The organism is Ruegeria spongiae (genome assembly GCF_023502395.1).
GTDB classification, from domain to species: Bacteria; Pseudomonadota; Alphaproteobacteria; order Rhodobacterales; family Rhodobacteraceae; genus Ruegeria_C; species Ruegeria_C spongiae.
Genome location: NZ_JAMFMB010000016.1, coordinates 35,033 through 48,641, shown reverse-complemented (window position 1 = coordinate 48,641; position 13,609 = coordinate 35,033). Strand labels below are relative to the sequence as shown.

The 13,609-nt window shown below is 60.6% G+C and carries 15 protein-coding genes; 12 read left to right on the top strand and 3 right to left on the bottom strand.

Features of this window, described 5'->3' with window-relative positions; all coding sequences use genetic code 11:
* The first annotated feature begins 140 nt into the window (after positions 1-140).
* From M3P21_RS13385 to rpmE, 4 genes are all read left to right on the top strand, one after another.
* Positions 141-557: a hypothetical protein gene (locus M3P21_RS13385; protein ID WP_249710586.1), complete on the top strand. Its 417-nt coding sequence runs from the start codon at positions 141-143 to the stop codon at positions 555-557.
* A 131-nt stretch (positions 558-688) separates the two neighbouring features.
* Positions 689-1,021, top strand: coding sequence for a YegP family protein (locus M3P21_RS22670; protein ID WP_249710584.1), 333 nt, complete (start codon positions 689-691; stop codon positions 1,019-1,021).
* A gap of 272 nt (positions 1,022-1,293) precedes the next feature.
* On the top strand, positions 1,294-1,677 hold the full coding sequence (gene rplS, locus M3P21_RS13375) for a 50S ribosomal protein L19 (protein WP_249710583.1): 384 nt from the start codon (positions 1,294-1,296) through the stop codon (positions 1,675-1,677).
* Between the two features lie 11 nt (positions 1,678-1,688).
* Positions 1,689-1,910 (top strand): 50S ribosomal protein L31, encoded by a 222-nt coding sequence (gene rpmE / locus M3P21_RS13370; RefSeq protein WP_249710580.1) that lies wholly within the window; start codon positions 1,689-1,691, stop codon positions 1,908-1,910.
* A gap of 64 nt (positions 1,911-1,974) precedes the next feature.
* Here rpmE and M3P21_RS13365 read toward each other — a convergent pair whose 3' ends face one another.
* On the bottom strand, positions 1,975-3,414 hold the full coding sequence (locus tag M3P21_RS13365) for an alanine/glycine:cation symporter family protein (protein WP_249710578.1): 1,440 nt from the start codon (positions 3,412-3,414) through the stop codon (positions 1,975-1,977).
* Positions 3,415-3,756: 342 nt separating this feature from the next.
* Between M3P21_RS13365 and M3P21_RS13360 the strand changes: the two genes are divergently transcribed.
* Positions 3,757-4,566: a division plane positioning ATPase MipZ gene (locus tag M3P21_RS13360; RefSeq protein WP_249710577.1), complete on the top strand. Its 810-nt coding sequence runs from the start codon at positions 3,757-3,759 to the stop codon at positions 4,564-4,566.
* A 6-nt stretch (positions 4,567-4,572) separates the two neighbouring features.
* On the opposite strand, the gene M3P21_RS13355 is transcribed toward M3P21_RS13360, so the two are convergent.
* Together M3P21_RS13355 and M3P21_RS13350 are read right to left on the bottom strand one after the other, a co-directional pair.
* The gene (locus M3P21_RS13355; RefSeq protein WP_308445958.1) at positions 4,573-5,820 is read right to left on the bottom strand and encodes an adenylate/guanylate cyclase domain-containing protein; all 1,248 of its coding nucleotides are present in this window, start codon (positions 5,818-5,820) and stop codon (positions 4,573-4,575) included.
* Positions 5,821-5,886: 66 nt separating this feature from the next.
* Positions 5,887-6,327, bottom strand: coding sequence for a MarR family winged helix-turn-helix transcriptional regulator (locus M3P21_RS13350; RefSeq protein WP_249710576.1), 441 nt, complete (start codon positions 6,325-6,327; stop codon positions 5,887-5,889).
* 71 nt (positions 6,328-6,398) lie between these two features.
* Here M3P21_RS13350 and hmgA point away from each other — a divergent pair, with 71 nt between their 5' ends.
* The 7 genes from hmgA (at position 6,399) to speB (ending at position 13,582) form a co-directional block, all read left to right on the top strand.
* Entirely contained in the window at positions 6,399-7,760 is a 1,362-nt protein-coding gene (gene hmgA, locus M3P21_RS13345) for a homogentisate 1,2-dioxygenase (protein WP_249710575.1), read from the top strand.
* A gap of 26 nt (positions 7,761-7,786) precedes the next feature.
* Complete coding sequence (gene fahA / locus M3P21_RS13340) at positions 7,787-9,043, top strand: fumarylacetoacetase (protein WP_249710574.1); 1,257 nt, start codon at positions 7,787-7,789, stop codon at positions 9,041-9,043.
* 10 nt (positions 9,044-9,053) lie between these two features.
* Positions 9,054-10,004 carry an MBL fold metallo-hydrolase gene (locus tag M3P21_RS13335; RefSeq protein WP_249710573.1) on the top strand — a complete coding sequence of 317 codons (951 nt, stop codon included), beginning with the start codon at positions 9,054-9,056 and terminating at the stop codon, positions 10,002-10,004.
* A gap of 90 nt (positions 10,005-10,094) precedes the next feature.
* Entirely contained in the window at positions 10,095-11,705 is a 1,611-nt protein-coding gene (locus M3P21_RS13330; RefSeq protein ID WP_249710572.1) for an FAD-dependent oxidoreductase, read from the top strand.
* Positions 11,706-11,709: 4 nt separating this feature from the next.
* The gene (locus tag M3P21_RS13325; protein WP_249710571.1) at positions 11,710-11,907 is read left to right on the top strand and encodes a DUF2783 domain-containing protein; all 198 of its coding nucleotides are present in this window, start codon (positions 11,710-11,712) and stop codon (positions 11,905-11,907) included.
* The gene (gene maiA, locus M3P21_RS13320; protein ID WP_249710570.1) at positions 11,904-12,554 is read left to right on the top strand and encodes a maleylacetoacetate isomerase; all 651 of its coding nucleotides are present in this window, start codon (positions 11,904-11,906) and stop codon (positions 12,552-12,554) included. Before M3P21_RS13325 ends, maiA begins: the two co-directional genes overlap by 4 nt.
* A 68-nt stretch (positions 12,555-12,622) precedes the next feature.
* Positions 12,623-13,582 (top strand): agmatinase, encoded by a 960-nt coding sequence (speB, locus tag M3P21_RS13315; protein ID WP_249710569.1) that lies wholly within the window; start codon positions 12,623-12,625, stop codon positions 13,580-13,582.
* Positions 13,583-13,609: the final 27 nt, after the last annotated feature.

The window sequence follows — 13,609 nt, the reverse complement described above, 5'->3', positions numbered from 1 at the left end:
GACCTCGTTTTGCCCAACTTGACGCCTCGCATCCAAAAAATTCTGGCGATTAATCCTCGTGCCATCTTTTTGAACGATTTTACCCGTTAAAGATGAGTCGTCTGCTGCTTGTACGGAAATAGATTTTTGGGGACTCTTCCATGAAACGGATAGCTTTGGCTGCGGTCACGCTGCTGTCGGCTTGTAGCCAGTTGCCGGGACCTTCTGTGCCCTATCAGCCGGGTCAAAACCTCGATAGCGCGCGCGCCGCCTTTCAGGCTTGCGCACCGACCGCGCCAAAATCGGGACAGAACACCGTCGTGGGAAGTTACGCCGGTGGGTTTGTTCTGGCCGGACTTATCGGTGTCGTCGCCGTTGCCGCAAATGAACAGGACATCCGAACCCGCGGCGAATATAACGGCATCGACCGCTGCCTGTCGCGGCGCGGCTTCGAACGGCGCGAACTTACCGCAACCGAGTTGCAGCAACTCAACGTCGGCTCGCCCGAGCAGCGGCGTGTCATTCTGGATCAGCTGGTCGGCAGCGGATTGCAGCAGACGGCGGCAAATTCGTTCTGAGAACCACGCCATTGGTAAGGCCGGACTCGCGCCAGATGCGCGCGCTCGGCCAAGCCGAAATCACCTGTTGCCGCAGATCGCCACCGCTGTGTAAGCTCAGCCCACACAAATAACCGAGGGACAGGGAAGCCGTGGCTGCAAAATTTGAACTCTACACTGACAAATCCGGTGAATTCCGCTTTCGACTGAAAGCGGGCAATGGCGAGAACATTCTGGCCAGCGAAGGCTACAAACAGAAGGCCAGCGCTGAAAACGGCATCAAGTCGGTCAAGGATAACGCCGGTGATGATGCGCGGTATGAGCGCAAGGAAACCGCCGCTGGCAAGCATATGTTCAATCTCAAGGCCAGCAACGGTCAGGTGATCGGCACCTCGCAGAGCTATGCCAGCGCCTCGGGTCGCGACAATGGCATCGAGTCGGTCAAGAAGAACGCGCCTGACGCCGCGACCGACGACCAGACCTGAACCGCCTCTCAAGGGGCCTCGCCATGATCTTGGCCCCTTGATCTGTGGCGCATCTGCTCTTATACACCGCTGGCCGGGGCTCAGAGATGAGTCGCCCGGCTTGGATTTATTGGGTTGCCTGTTTCTTCGACAGGTCAAAGGCCGCAGATCCGAAAACCGAAGAAATGACGACCTGATCTCTGGCGGGCGCTTTGGCGGACCCGGTGAAGACCAAGAGCTCTGAGGCGACACCACCTTCGTGGATCAACCACGAGCAGATAGGAGTAGATCAGATGGACCTGATCGCACAGCTTGAAGCGGAGCAGATCTCCGCTCTTGGGAAGGACATTCCCGATTTCAAACCCGGCGACACCATTCGCGTCGGCTACAAGGTGACCGAAGGTACGCGGAGCCGTGTGCAGAACTACGAAGGCGTCTGCATCAGCCGCAAGAACGGCAATGGCATTGCCGGTTCGTTCACCGTTCGCAAGATTTCCTTTGGCGAAGGCGTGGAACGTGTGTTCCCGCTGTTCTCGACCAATATCGACAGCATCACTGTTGTTCGCCGTGGCCGCGTCCGTCGCGCCAAACTGTACTATCTGCGCGCGCGCCGCGGTAAATCCGCCCGTATCGCAGAAGACACCCACTACAAGCCCAAGGCTGGCGCCCAGGCGTAAGGAGCGGACCCATGAAAAAAGACACCCATCCCGATTATCACGTGATCGACGTCAAAATGACCGACGGCACGGTTGTGCAGATGCGCTCGACCTGGGGCAAGGAAGGCGACCAGATGGCGCTGGATATCGACCCCTCGGTGCACCCGGCCTGGACCGGTGGCAACACCCGCCTGATGGATGCCGGCGGCCGCGTGTCGAAGTTCAAGAAGAAATACGAAGGCCTGGGCTTCTAAACGCTCATTGCCTTTTCTGGTATCAGGGTCGCCCTTCGGGGCGGCCCTTTTTGTTTTGCTCAGGTCAATCCCCGTCCGCGCCCTGTGCATTGGACCATGCGGTGCGGTCGATATCGAGATCGGCAAATGCCTCAGGGTCGAAGACGGGCCGGTCCACCCCGGCATTCAATTGCTTGCGGAAATCTCCGAGCAGCCGCAGCGCGATGGGCATCAGCATCATCAACGCAACCAGATTGACCACCGCCAACAGCCCCATCAGCGGGTCCGAAAAGAAAAAGACCGCCGTGGCACCGGGTGCAATCGCCCCCAACAGCACCACCAGGACAACGCCGACCCGCAGAATGGGAAGCGCGTTGCGCGCCTTGGTGATGAAGCTCAGCGCATTCTCGCCAAGATAATAGTTGTAGATGATCGAACTGAAGGCAAAGAGCAGCAGCATGAAGGACAACAGGTATTGCGACCATGTCCCCAGATGCGACACCAGCGATTGCTGGGTCAGCGCAATGCCGTCCACCCCTTCGGCGCCCGGGACATAGACATCGCCCAGCAACACCACAAAAGCGGTGCAGCTACAGATGAAGATCGTGTCGATGAATACCGAAAACGACTGGGTGATGCCCTGGCTGATCGGATGCCGCACATCCGCCGTCGCCGCCACGTTCGGGGCCGAGCCCAGCCCCGCCTCGTTGGAAAACAGTCCGCGCTGCAAGCCCTGCGCCAGCGCCGCGCCCATGCCACCGCTGACCGCCTCTTCGATGCCGAACGCATTGGCCACAATCGAGACGATCACGCCTGGAACCTCGCCGATATTGAGCAGGATCACCACCAGCGCCATCGCGATATAAGCCACCGCCATGATCGGAACCACCACATCGGCAACCTTGGTGATCCGGTGAATACCGCCAAAGACGATAAATCCCGAAACCCCCGCCAACAGCAGCCCGGTCCAGAGCCGGTCGATCCCCATGCTGTCCTGCACCGCTCCGGCCACGGTATTGCCCTGAAACGCGTTGAAGCCAAACGCAAAGGACGCGATCAGGCAGACCGAATAAACCAGCGCCAGCCAGCGGTACTCGCCACCCAGCCCGTGGATTATGCTGCGCGCCGGGCCACCCCGGAACATCCCGTCCGGCTGCCTCTGCTTGTAAAGCTGCGCCAGCGAGCATTCCACCAGACTGGTGGCCATGCCCAACAGCGCAATCGCCCACATCCAGAACACCGCACCCGGCCCGCCAAGGCTGATCGCCACAGCGACGCCCGCGATATTGCCACCGCCGACGCGACCCCCAACCGACAACAGCAGCGCCTCGCGCGCCGAAATCGCATTGGGATCGCCGGGTTTGTTCTTGCCCGACAACACGCGGAACATGCGGGTGAAATACTCTAGCTGCACGAAACGGGTCATCAGGGTGATGAACACACCAAACACCACAAGCATCGGGATCAGAGCAAAGCCCCAGGTCAGATCACCGATCAGTCCGAAGATTGAATGAAAAATCGACACGAAGCGTCTCCTCTCGGGCGGAACGCACGCATTGCGCGCTGATGGGGCGATGCGGGGAACACGTCGGTCCAGATCCAAACCGCCCGGCACTGAAGTTCAATGTCTTGTAAGGTCAGGAGGTTACCAGCTTTGCGAGAATTGTAAAAACTTTTGTATCGCTCTGGCTGTGGAGCGGATCACTGCCGCGCGGCTCCCCCATTTGCAGGCCGAGAGTCTTGGCTGTTCGTCAGGCAACTTTGGCAATGCAAACAGGTGCAACACCGCTTCCCTTTGCAAGGCACACAACATATAGTGGGCCCCAACAGCGCGGAGACAATCGCGCGGAATGTGGGACAGACAGGCATGGCACATATCATTGTCGTCGGGAACGAAAAGGGCGGCGCGGGGAAATCCACGGTTTCGATGCATGTGGCCACGGCCCTTGCGCGGATGGGATACAAGGTCAACACGCTGGATCTTGACCTGCGCCAGCGCAGCCTGGGGCGCTATTTCGAGAACCGTCGCAGTTTCCTGCGCGATGCCGAGATCGACCTGCCCGGCCCGGTCAACCACGACCTGCCCGAGATCGATCCGCAGACGCTTAAGCCGGGCGAGAACATCTATGACCACCGCCTGTCCGCTGCCGTCGGCTCACTGGAAACCGACAGCGATTATATCCTGATCGATTGCCCCGGCTCGCACACACGGCTCAGTCAGGTTGCGCATTCGCTGGCCGACACGCTGGTCACGCCGCTCAATGACAGCTTCATTGATTTCGATCTGCTGGCCCGCACGGATTCATCCGGCGAGGCCATCGTCGGTCCTTCGGTCTATTCCGAGATGGTCTGGAATGCCCGCCAGTTGCGCGCGCAAGCCGGGCTGAAACCGATCGACTGGGTCGTGTTGCGCAACCGCGTCGGCACCCAGCGCATGGTCAACAAGGAAAAGATGGAACGCGCGCTCAAGATGCTGTCCGACCGGATCGGCTTTCGCATCGCGCCGGGCTTTTCCGAGCGGGTTATCTTCCGCGAGTTGTTCCCGCGCGGCCTGACCCTGCTGGACCTCAAGGATATCGGGGTCAAGCAGCTCAACATCTCGAACGTCGCAGCCCGGCAGGAGTTGCGCGACATGATGAAAGCCCTCAGCCTGCCGGGCGTCGAGATCGACTTCTGATCCCTCTCAACCTTCCCCGCCATAGATGGTGAACAGCTCCTGCGGCTCGGACACGCCGCGCAGCATGTAGCGCCCGAGGCTGATCAGATCATGTTCGGTCTGGCCCGCAGCCCGCCGGACCGCATCGGATACAATTACATCCTGACCCACCGCACGATGCATGCCTGAAAGCCGCGCCGTCAAATTGACGGCAGGCCCAATCACGGTGAAATCCAGCCGGTTTTCAGCGCCGATATTGCCATAGAGAATTTCGCCAGCATGCAGCGCGAATGTGACGCCCGTGTTGGTGAGCCCCACAGCAGCCCGCTCTGACTGCAGCTCAACCAGAGCACGCCGCAATTGCGCCACCGCGTCCAGACCCGCCGCCGCAGAACTGGCCGCCGTGTTCAGATTGAACATCGCCATCATGCCGTCGCCCATGAATTTCAGGATCGAGCCGTCAAAGGCGTGAACGCCCTGCACGGCAACCCCAAAATAGGCGTTCAGCATGGCAATCAGATCATCCCCGGGGATTTGTTCGGACAGTTTCGTGAACCCTTGCAGATCGAAATAGAGCAAAACCGCGTCTATCGTCTGCAACGAGCCGCGCTGGATTTCGCCGGACAGAACGCGCCTGCCTGCGTCCCGCCCCAGATAGACCTGCATCAGATCCTCGGCGATCCGCCGGTTCGCGGCGGATTTCAGCGCCAGCACAAGCGCGGGCAACCCTGCCCGGATCAAGTCGATATCCGCGTCCGAAAACCCGGTCCGCGCATCGCTCACCCATGAGATCAGAACGCCTTCGGGTGCATTGTTGGGGTCAACAGGCTGACCGGGATCATGTTCCTCCAATTGCACAGCGGCAGCGAAATAATCGGTCGCCCCAAGCGCCTTCAGGTCGTTCAATATCGGGAATCGCGCCGGGGCGTCATCCTGCGGCACCCGTTCGCGTATTTCGCCTTCGCCCGAAGACAAAAGGTAATAGAGCGGACTCTTCAACCAGTCATCGCGGGGTGTCGGGTTGTGTTCGTAAGTCTGGCGCGACATGCCCTCGTTGCGCAGCCAGTCAAAGCCGATACCGCCATATTTAGGGTGAAAGGCACTTTGCGCCACGTGCAGCCGCAACAACGGAACGCCCAGGTCCAGCAAGAGGCGGCAATAACCTTCCAGCAGTTGTTGCTGCTCTTCTCCGACCTGCCCCCGCTGCAACAGCCACGCGGTCAAACTGGCCTGTCGGGTGTCCGCGCTTTGTGCGGTGGGCGTTGTCAGGGTCAATTGAGGTCTCCGGTAAAGCAGTGCGTGCAGTATGTCACATGAGCACGCAAGGCGCATATTGCCAGATCAATCATCGAGTCCGGCAAGACGCCGCAACATCATCCGCAGCAACGCCCCCTCGCCGCGCGAAAACCGGCGGTCGAGCCGGGCGTCATACGCCTCGGCGATCCCTCGCAATTCCTGATACACATTCTGCCCGGACGGTGTCAGCGCCAGAACCTCGGCACGGCGGTCGTTTTCACTGCGTGTCCGGCTGAGATAGCGCCGCTGCGCCAACCGGGACACCGCGCGGCTGATCTTGGTCTTGTGCGTCATGGCCCGCTCGCCGATCTGCTTGGCGGTCATCTCGCCATACATGCCCAGGTGAAACATCACCCGCCATTCGGTGCGCAGCAGACCATAGCGGTCCTTGTAGATGCGCTGAAACTCCAACGAGCTCTGCTCGGCCGCCTGATTGAGCAGGTAGGGCAGGAAATTCTGCAAATCGAACGCATCATTTTTTGCCATTTTCGCGTCTCCTTGCCTTGTTAGTTACAAAAACAACTAATATTCCACAAGCAGCAACCGGAGGAGAAGCCATGAATCGTCCAATCGCGCCACATCGCTTTACCCAAGCCGACAGCCCGACAGGCACCACCGAGGGTTATATGCCCGGCTTCGGCAATGACTTTGAAACCGAGGCTCTGCCCGGCGCGCTGCCGCAGGGCATGAACAGCCCGCAAAAATGTAACTATGGGCTCTATGGCGAACAGCTCAGCGGCACCGCCTTCACCGCACCCAGCCATCAGAACGAGCGCACATGGTGCTATCGCATCCGCCCGTCGGTGAAGCATTCGCATCGCTATGAAAAGATCGACCTGCCCTATTGGAAATCAGCGCCGCACGTGCTGGATGATGTGATCTCGCTGGGCCAGTACCGCTGGGACCCGGTGCCCCATACCGATGAGGGCCTGACCTGGCTGACCGGCATGCGCACCATGACCACTGCCGGTGACGTGAACACGCAGGTGGGGATGGCGTGTCATATCTATCTGGTCACCGAGTCGATGGTGGACAGCTATTTCTTCTCCGCCGACAGCGAATTGCTGATCGTCCCGCAGGAAGGCCGCCTTCGCCTGTGCACCGAGCTTGGGATCATCGATCTGGAACCCAAGGAAATTGCCATCATCCCGCGCGGTTTGCTCTACCGGGTCGAGGTGCTGGAAGGCCCAGCGCGCGGCTTTGTCTGCGAAAACTACGGCCAGAAATTCGAACTGCCTGGGCGCGGCCCGATCGGGGCCAATTGCATGGCCAACCGGCGTGATTTCAAGACACCTGTTGCGGCCTTCGAGGATCGCGAGACCTCCTCGACGGTCACCATCAAATGGTGCGGCCAGTTCCATGAGACCAAGATCGACCAAAGCCCGCTGGATGTGGTCGCCTGGCACGGCAACTATGCGCCAGTGAAATACGACCTGCGCAACTATTGCCCGATCGGTGCCATCCTGTTCGACCACCCGGATCCGTCGATCTTTACCGTGCTGACCGCGCCGTCGGGTGTGCCGGGCACCGCCAATATCGATTTCGTGCTGTTCCGCGAACGCTGGATGGTGATGGAGGACACATTCCGCCCGCCCTGGTATCACAAGAACATCATGTCGGAGTTGATGGGCAACATATACGGCCAGTACGACGCCAAACCGCAGGGCTTCGTCCCAGGCGGCACCAGCCTGCACAACATGATGTTGCCGCACGGGCCGGACCGGGAAGCGTTCGAGAAAGCCTCAAACGCCAATCTGGGTCCGGACAAGCTCGACAACACCATGTCCTTCATGTTCGAAACCCGTTTCCCGCAGCACCTGACGGCTTTTGCCGCCAATGAGGCGCCGCTGCAGGATGACTACATTGACTGCTGGGGTGATATCGAAAAGAAATTCGACGGGACACCCGGTAAGAAATAAGCGCAAACCCAACGCTTGGAGACAGAATGCCCCTGATGACATCCTGGGTTGCTTCGGCCAACACCGCTGGCAACCCGTTTCCCCTGAACAACCTGCCCTATGGGGTATTTTCCATCGGGGCTGAAACACCCCGCTGTGGCGTTGCCATTGGTGACATGATCCTTGATGTGACGGCAGCCGAGGAAAGCGGCCTGATCGCACTGGCCGATTATGCGCTCTTTGACATGCCGTTCTGGAACCCGCTGATGGAGGAAGGCCCCGCCGTCTGGGCCGCCCTGCGCGCGCGGCTGGTCGCCCTGTTGGCAGAGGGCGCGGCGGAACGCGACACGGTCGAGCCATATCTGGCCCCGATGGCAGCCGCGCAACTGCATATGCCCTTTGCGGTCAGCGAATACACCGATTTCTATGCCGGCCGTCACCACGCAACCAATGTGGGCACGATGTTTCGCGGCGTGGAAAATGCCTTGCCGCCCAACTGGCTGCATATCCCGATCGGCTATAACGGTCGCGCCTCCTCGGTTGTGGTCTCCGGCACAGAGATCCGTCGCCCCTGGGGGCAACTCAAAGGGCCCAACGACACCCAGCCCCGGTTTGCGCCCTGCGCGCGTTTTGACCTTGAGCTTGAGATGGGGGCCATCGTCGGCACACCCTCGGACGGGCCCATCACGGTGCAGGAGGCCGATGATCACATCTTTGGCTATGTCCTGCTGAACGACTGGTCGGCGCGCGACATTCAGGCCTGGGAATACCAACCGCTCGGGCCGTTCCAGGCCAAGGCGACCGCCACCTCGATCTCGCCCTGGATCGTGACCAAAGCCGCGCTGGAGCCGTTTCGCCGCGACACCCCAGCACGCGAGGTCGCGTTGCTGGATCACCTGAAAGATTGCGGCCCGATGCTCTATGATATCGAGCTTGAGGTCACGATGGCCCCCGAGGGCCAGCCCGCCAGCACCATCGCCAGCACCAACTATACCGAGATGTATTATTCCGCTGCCCAGCAACTGGCCCATCACACCACGTCGGGCTGCCCGATGCATGCCGGTGACCTGCTGGGGTCGGGCACTATCTCGGGCCCGACCAAACCCGAGCGCGGCTCATTGCTGGAACTGAGTTGGGGTGGCAAAGAGCCCTTGACGCTTGAAAGTGGCGAGACACGCAGTTTCATCGAGGATGGCGATACGCTGACGCTGAAAGGCGCGGCACAGGGCGATGGCTATGTGATCGGGTTCGGCGATTGTGTCGGAACGGTTCTGCCTGCACTTGAAACCCCCTACGAACGGTAAGGATAACATCATGGCCAAGGCATTCGCGTCCCAGGGAGACATGAGCGAGAAAGAGATTTCCTTCACCGAAGTGGGCGAGGGTCTTTATGCCTTCACCGCCGAGGGCGATCCGAATTCCGGCGTGATCGTCGGCGATGACAGCGTGATGATCGTCGAGGCGCAGGCGACCCCGCGCCTTGCACATAAGGTGATCGACTGCGTGCGTTCCGTCACCGACAAACCGATCACCCATGTGGCGCTGACCCATTACCACGCCGTCCGCGTGCTGGGCGCCAGCGCATTCGGGGCGCAACAGATCCTGATGTCGGACATGGCCCGCGCCATGGTCGTGGAACGCGGGCAGGAGGATTGGGACAGCGAATTCCAACGCTTCCCGCGCCTGTTCGAAGGGCATGAGAGCATTCCGGGCCTGACCTGGCCCACCACCACCTTCAGCGACACGATGACCGTCTATCTGGGCAACCGCCGGATCGACCTGATGCATCTGGGCCGCGCCCACACGGCGGGCGATATCGTCATCCATGTGCCGGATCAGAACGTGATGTTCACCGGCGATATCGTCGAATATCACTCGGCCTGCTATTGCGGCGACGGGCATTTCGGCGACTGGGGCGATACGCTGGACGCGATCAAATGGTTTGACGTGGGCGCTATCGCACCGGGACGCGGCAACGCGCTGGTCGGCAAGGAGATGGTGAACGCCGCCATCGAGAACACCCGCGATTTTGTCGCCAGCACTTACCGCCCCGCCGCGCGTGTGGCGGCGCGAAACGGCACGCTGAAAGAGGCCTGGGACGCGGTGCGCGCCGAATGCGATCCGAAATTCGCCGATTACGCGATCTACGAACACTGCCTGCCCTTCAACGTCGCCCGCGCCTATGACGAGGCGCGCGGCATCGACACGCCGCGCATTTGGACTGCCCAGCGAGACCTGGACATGTGGGAGGCGCTGCAGGGATAGGAAATCCGGCGCGACCTTGATCCAGATCGTTTTGGCGGACGAAAATCGGTGCCAAGCTGCTGCGAAACCGCGTCAATGGGGAGGAGACCCATGAACAAGATCTTTGAAACGCCGCTCTATGCCTACGAGCACAGCCCCGATCAGGGCACGCCCGCTCCGGTTCGGCATCAGGTGGTGGTGATCGGCGCGGGCCCCGTTGGCCTTGCCGCCGCGATCGATCTGGCGCAGCAGGGGATCGAGGTTGTCGTGCTGGACGACAATGACAAGGTCAGCTTCGGCTCGCGCGCCATCTGTTTTTCCAAACGCACGCTTGAGATCGCCGACCGGCTGGGCTGCGGCAGGCCGATGGTTGACAAGGGCGTGTTGTGGAACCGGGGCAAGGTTTTTTTCGATGACCGGAAGGTTTACGAATTCGACCTGCAAGACGAAGAGGGCCACGAACACCCCGCCTTCATCAACCTGCAGCAATATTACATTGAGGAATATCTGGTAGACCGCATTCGCGCGCTGCAGGGCGAAGGCGCAAAGATCGAGATCAGGGGCCGCAACAAGGTCTCGGCCATCGGTACCCATCCCGAGCATGTGACGCTTGAGATCGACACGCCCGAAGGCTCCTACAATATCGAGGCCGACTGGCTGATCGCATGCGACGGGGCGGGGTCCTCGACCCGCGCCATGCTGGGCATGGATTTCGTAGGCCGGGTGTTCGAGGACAACTTCCTGATCGCCGACGTGGTGATGGAGGCGGATTTCCCGACCGAGCGCTGGTTCTGGTTCGATCCCCCGTTCAACAAGGGGCAATCGGCGCTGCTGCACCAGCAGCCGGACAATGTCTGGCGCATCGACCTGCAACTGGGCTGGGACATCGACAAGGAACGCGAGCAACGCCCCGAGAACGTCATTCCGAGGCTCAAGGCGATGTTGGGCGAGGATGTGAATTTCGAACTGGAATGGGTCAGCATCTATACCTTCCAGTGTCGCCGGATGGAGCAGTTCCGCCACGGCCGGGTGATCTTTGCCGGTGACAGCGCGCATCAGGTGTCGCCCTTTGGCGCGCGCGGTGCAAACTCGGGCATTCAGGATACCGACAACCTGAGTTGGAAGCTGAAGCTGGTGATCGACGGCACAGCGCCCGACAGCCTGCTGGACAGCTATGACACCGAACGGATGCAGGGCGCGGATGAAAACATCCTGAACTCCACAAGGTCGACCGATTTCATCACGCCCAAATCCGAAACCTCGCGACTGTTCCGCGACGCAGTGCTGGATCTGAGCGAGCATTACGATTTTGCCCGACCGCTGGTGAATTCCGGTCGCCTGTCGACGCCGACGATCTATGAGGGCTCGCCGCTCAATTCGGCGGATGCGCTGGACGGCCCCGAGCGGGCACGCCCCGGCGCGCCCTGCCCCGACGCGCCGCTGGGCGATGAATTCTTGCTGTCGAAACTGGGCGACGGGTTCACTCTGCTGACCATCGACGCGGAGGCGCCGGATGTCATCGAAGAGGACGGTATCACCGTGACCCGGCTGGCGCTGTCCTTCAAGGATGACCCCAGCATGCAGCTGAAAGCACGGCTTCTGGGCAGCAATGACAGCGCGGTCTACCTGATCCGGCCCGATCAATATGTGGCCGCACGCCGCCCCAGCTATGACGACGCCCTGTTCCGCAGCGCGATCCGTCGCGCCACAGGCAAGGAGTAAGACCATGTCCGATCTGATCCTGACACCGAATTTCGACAAGGCCGATGATTTCTACGCCGACCTGCTGGAGACCCACGAGGGCCTCGACAAAGCCGCCAGCGACGCGCTGAACGCGCGGCTGGTTCTGGTCCTGGCCAATCACATCGGTGACCAGAAGGTGCTGCAGCAGGCACTGCAGGCGGCTGCGTTCGGGTCCATATGAGCGAGGCGATCCTTTACGATTACTGGCGATCATCGGCCAGCTACCGGGTGCGCATCGCCCTGAACCTGGCCGGGATCACCTATCGTGCGGTGCCTGTCGATCTGGTCAAGGGCGAGCAGCGCGGCGCGGCGCATCTGGCGCGCAATCCGCAGGGCTTTGTACCGGTGCTGGAAATCGACGATCTGAAACTGACCCAATCGCTGGCCATTCTCGACTACCTCGACCGAACCCGGCATCTTGGCCTGTTACCCGAAGACGCCGCCAAACGGGCGCAGGTACAAGCGCTCGCTTATGCAATCGCGGTTGATATCCACCCGGTCTGCAATCTCTCGGTGGCCGCACAGGCCAAGGCGCTTTCAGGTGAAGCCGAGAATATGCCGGATGCGTGGATGCAACATTTCATCCGTCCCGGCCTGCTGGCGTTCGAGGCGCTTCTGGCCGGGTTTGACCAGACCCCCTTTTGCTGCGGCGCGACCCCCGGCCTTGCCGATATCTGCCTGATGCCGCAACTGTACAATGCACACCGGTGGAAGGTCGAAACCTCCGATCTGCCGCGAGTCCTGTCAGTCGAAAAGACCTGCAGCGCCCACCCGGCCTTTGCCGCCGCCTACCCGAACGCACCTGCACCAGCGGACCGACCGACCTGAACTTTGCGCTAGACAGATGGAACCCGTCCAATCTTACTGAACGGAATGGACGGAACCGGAGGTGCGACATGGCGAAACATGGGTATGAAGGCGGGCGACTCAACCTGCCTTTTGTGGGCATCTGCACCTTTGGAAAATATCCTTATGTCGCAGACTGGGAGTCGATCGAGGCCGATGCGGCCATCCTCGGTGCACCGTTTGATTTCGGATGCCAGTGGCGGTCCGGTGCGCGCATGGGGCCACGCGCCATCCGCGAGGCATCCACGCTGTTTTCCTTCGGTCATGCTGGCGCATATGATTTCGAGGACGACATTACCTATCTCGATCCGGCCAAGGTTTCGATCGTCGATATCGGCGATGCCGATATCGTGCATACCGATACGATGCAAAGCCACGCCAATATCGAATACGGCGTGCGCAAGATCCTCGAGGCAGGCGCCTTGCCAGTCGTGCTGGGTGGCGATCACTCGGTCAACATTCCCTGCATCAATGCGTTTGCCGAACAGGACCCGATCCATGTGGTACAGATCGACGCCCATCTCGATTTCGTCGATGAAAGGCACGGGGTTCGCTTCGGCCACGGCAACCCGATGCGCCGGGCCGCGGAGAAACCCTATGTTTCCGGCCTGAGCCAGATCGGCATTCGAAACGTTTCCTCAACCGCAAAAGATGGCTATGAGGCCGCCCGCGCCATGGGATCGGACATTCAATCCGTCCGCCATGTCCGCCGCATGGGAACCGAAGCCATGCTGGACCGGATTCCGCAAGGCGCGCGGTATTACCTGAGCGTTGACATCGACGCGTTCGACCCCTCAATTGCCCCCGGCACCGGCACCCCAAGCCATGGCGGTTTCCTGTACTACGAAGTGCTGGAACTCATAGACGGGTTGACGAGGCGTGGTGAGGTCGTTGGCATCGACCTGGTCGAGGTTGCGCCGGATTATGACCATTCCGGCAGCACTTCGACGCTGGCCGCGCAACTGCTGATGAACACAATCGGGCGGGTGCTGCATCGGCGCAATGCCTGAATGCGCCGCCAGGCGGGATCAGACCGC

Bases quoted from the DNA above. Each gene is read 5' to 3' on its own strand.
- M3P21_RS13385 (WP_249710586.1), top strand. From the start codon at position 141: ATGAAACGGATAGCTTTGGCTGCGGTCACGCTGCTGTCGGCTTGTAGC.
- fahA (WP_249710574.1), top strand. From the start codon at position 7,787: ATGCCCCTGATGACATCCTGGGTTGCTTCGGCCAACACCGCTGGCAAC.
- M3P21_RS13360 (WP_249710577.1), top strand. From the start codon at position 3,757: ATGGCACATATCATTGTCGTCGGGAACGAAAAGGGCGGCGCGGGGAAA.
- maiA (WP_249710570.1), top strand. From the start codon at position 11,904: ATGAGCGAGGCGATCCTTTACGATTACTGGCGATCATCGGCCAGCTAC.
- rpmE (WP_249710580.1), top strand. From the start codon at position 1,689: ATGAAAAAAGACACCCATCCCGATTATCACGTGATCGACGTCAAAATG.
- M3P21_RS13325 (WP_249710571.1), top strand. From the start codon at position 11,710: ATGTCCGATCTGATCCTGACACCGAATTTCGACAAGGCCGATGATTTC.
- rplS (WP_249710583.1), top strand. From the start codon at position 1,294: ATGGACCTGATCGCACAGCTTGAAGCGGAGCAGATCTCCGCTCTTGGG.
- M3P21_RS13335 (WP_249710573.1), top strand. From the start codon at position 9,054: ATGGCCAAGGCATTCGCGTCCCAGGGAGACATGAGCGAGAAAGAGATT.
- hmgA (WP_249710575.1), top strand. From the start codon at position 6,399: ATGAATCGTCCAATCGCGCCACATCGCTTTACCCAAGCCGACAGCCCG.
- M3P21_RS13350 (WP_249710576.1), bottom strand. From the start codon at position 6,327: ATGGCAAAAAATGATGCGTTCGATTTGCAGAATTTCCTGCCCTACCTG.
- M3P21_RS13330 (WP_249710572.1), top strand. From the start codon at position 10,095: ATGAACAAGATCTTTGAAACGCCGCTCTATGCCTACGAGCACAGCCCC.
- speB (WP_249710569.1), top strand. From the start codon at position 12,623: ATGGCGAAACATGGGTATGAAGGCGGGCGACTCAACCTGCCTTTTGTG.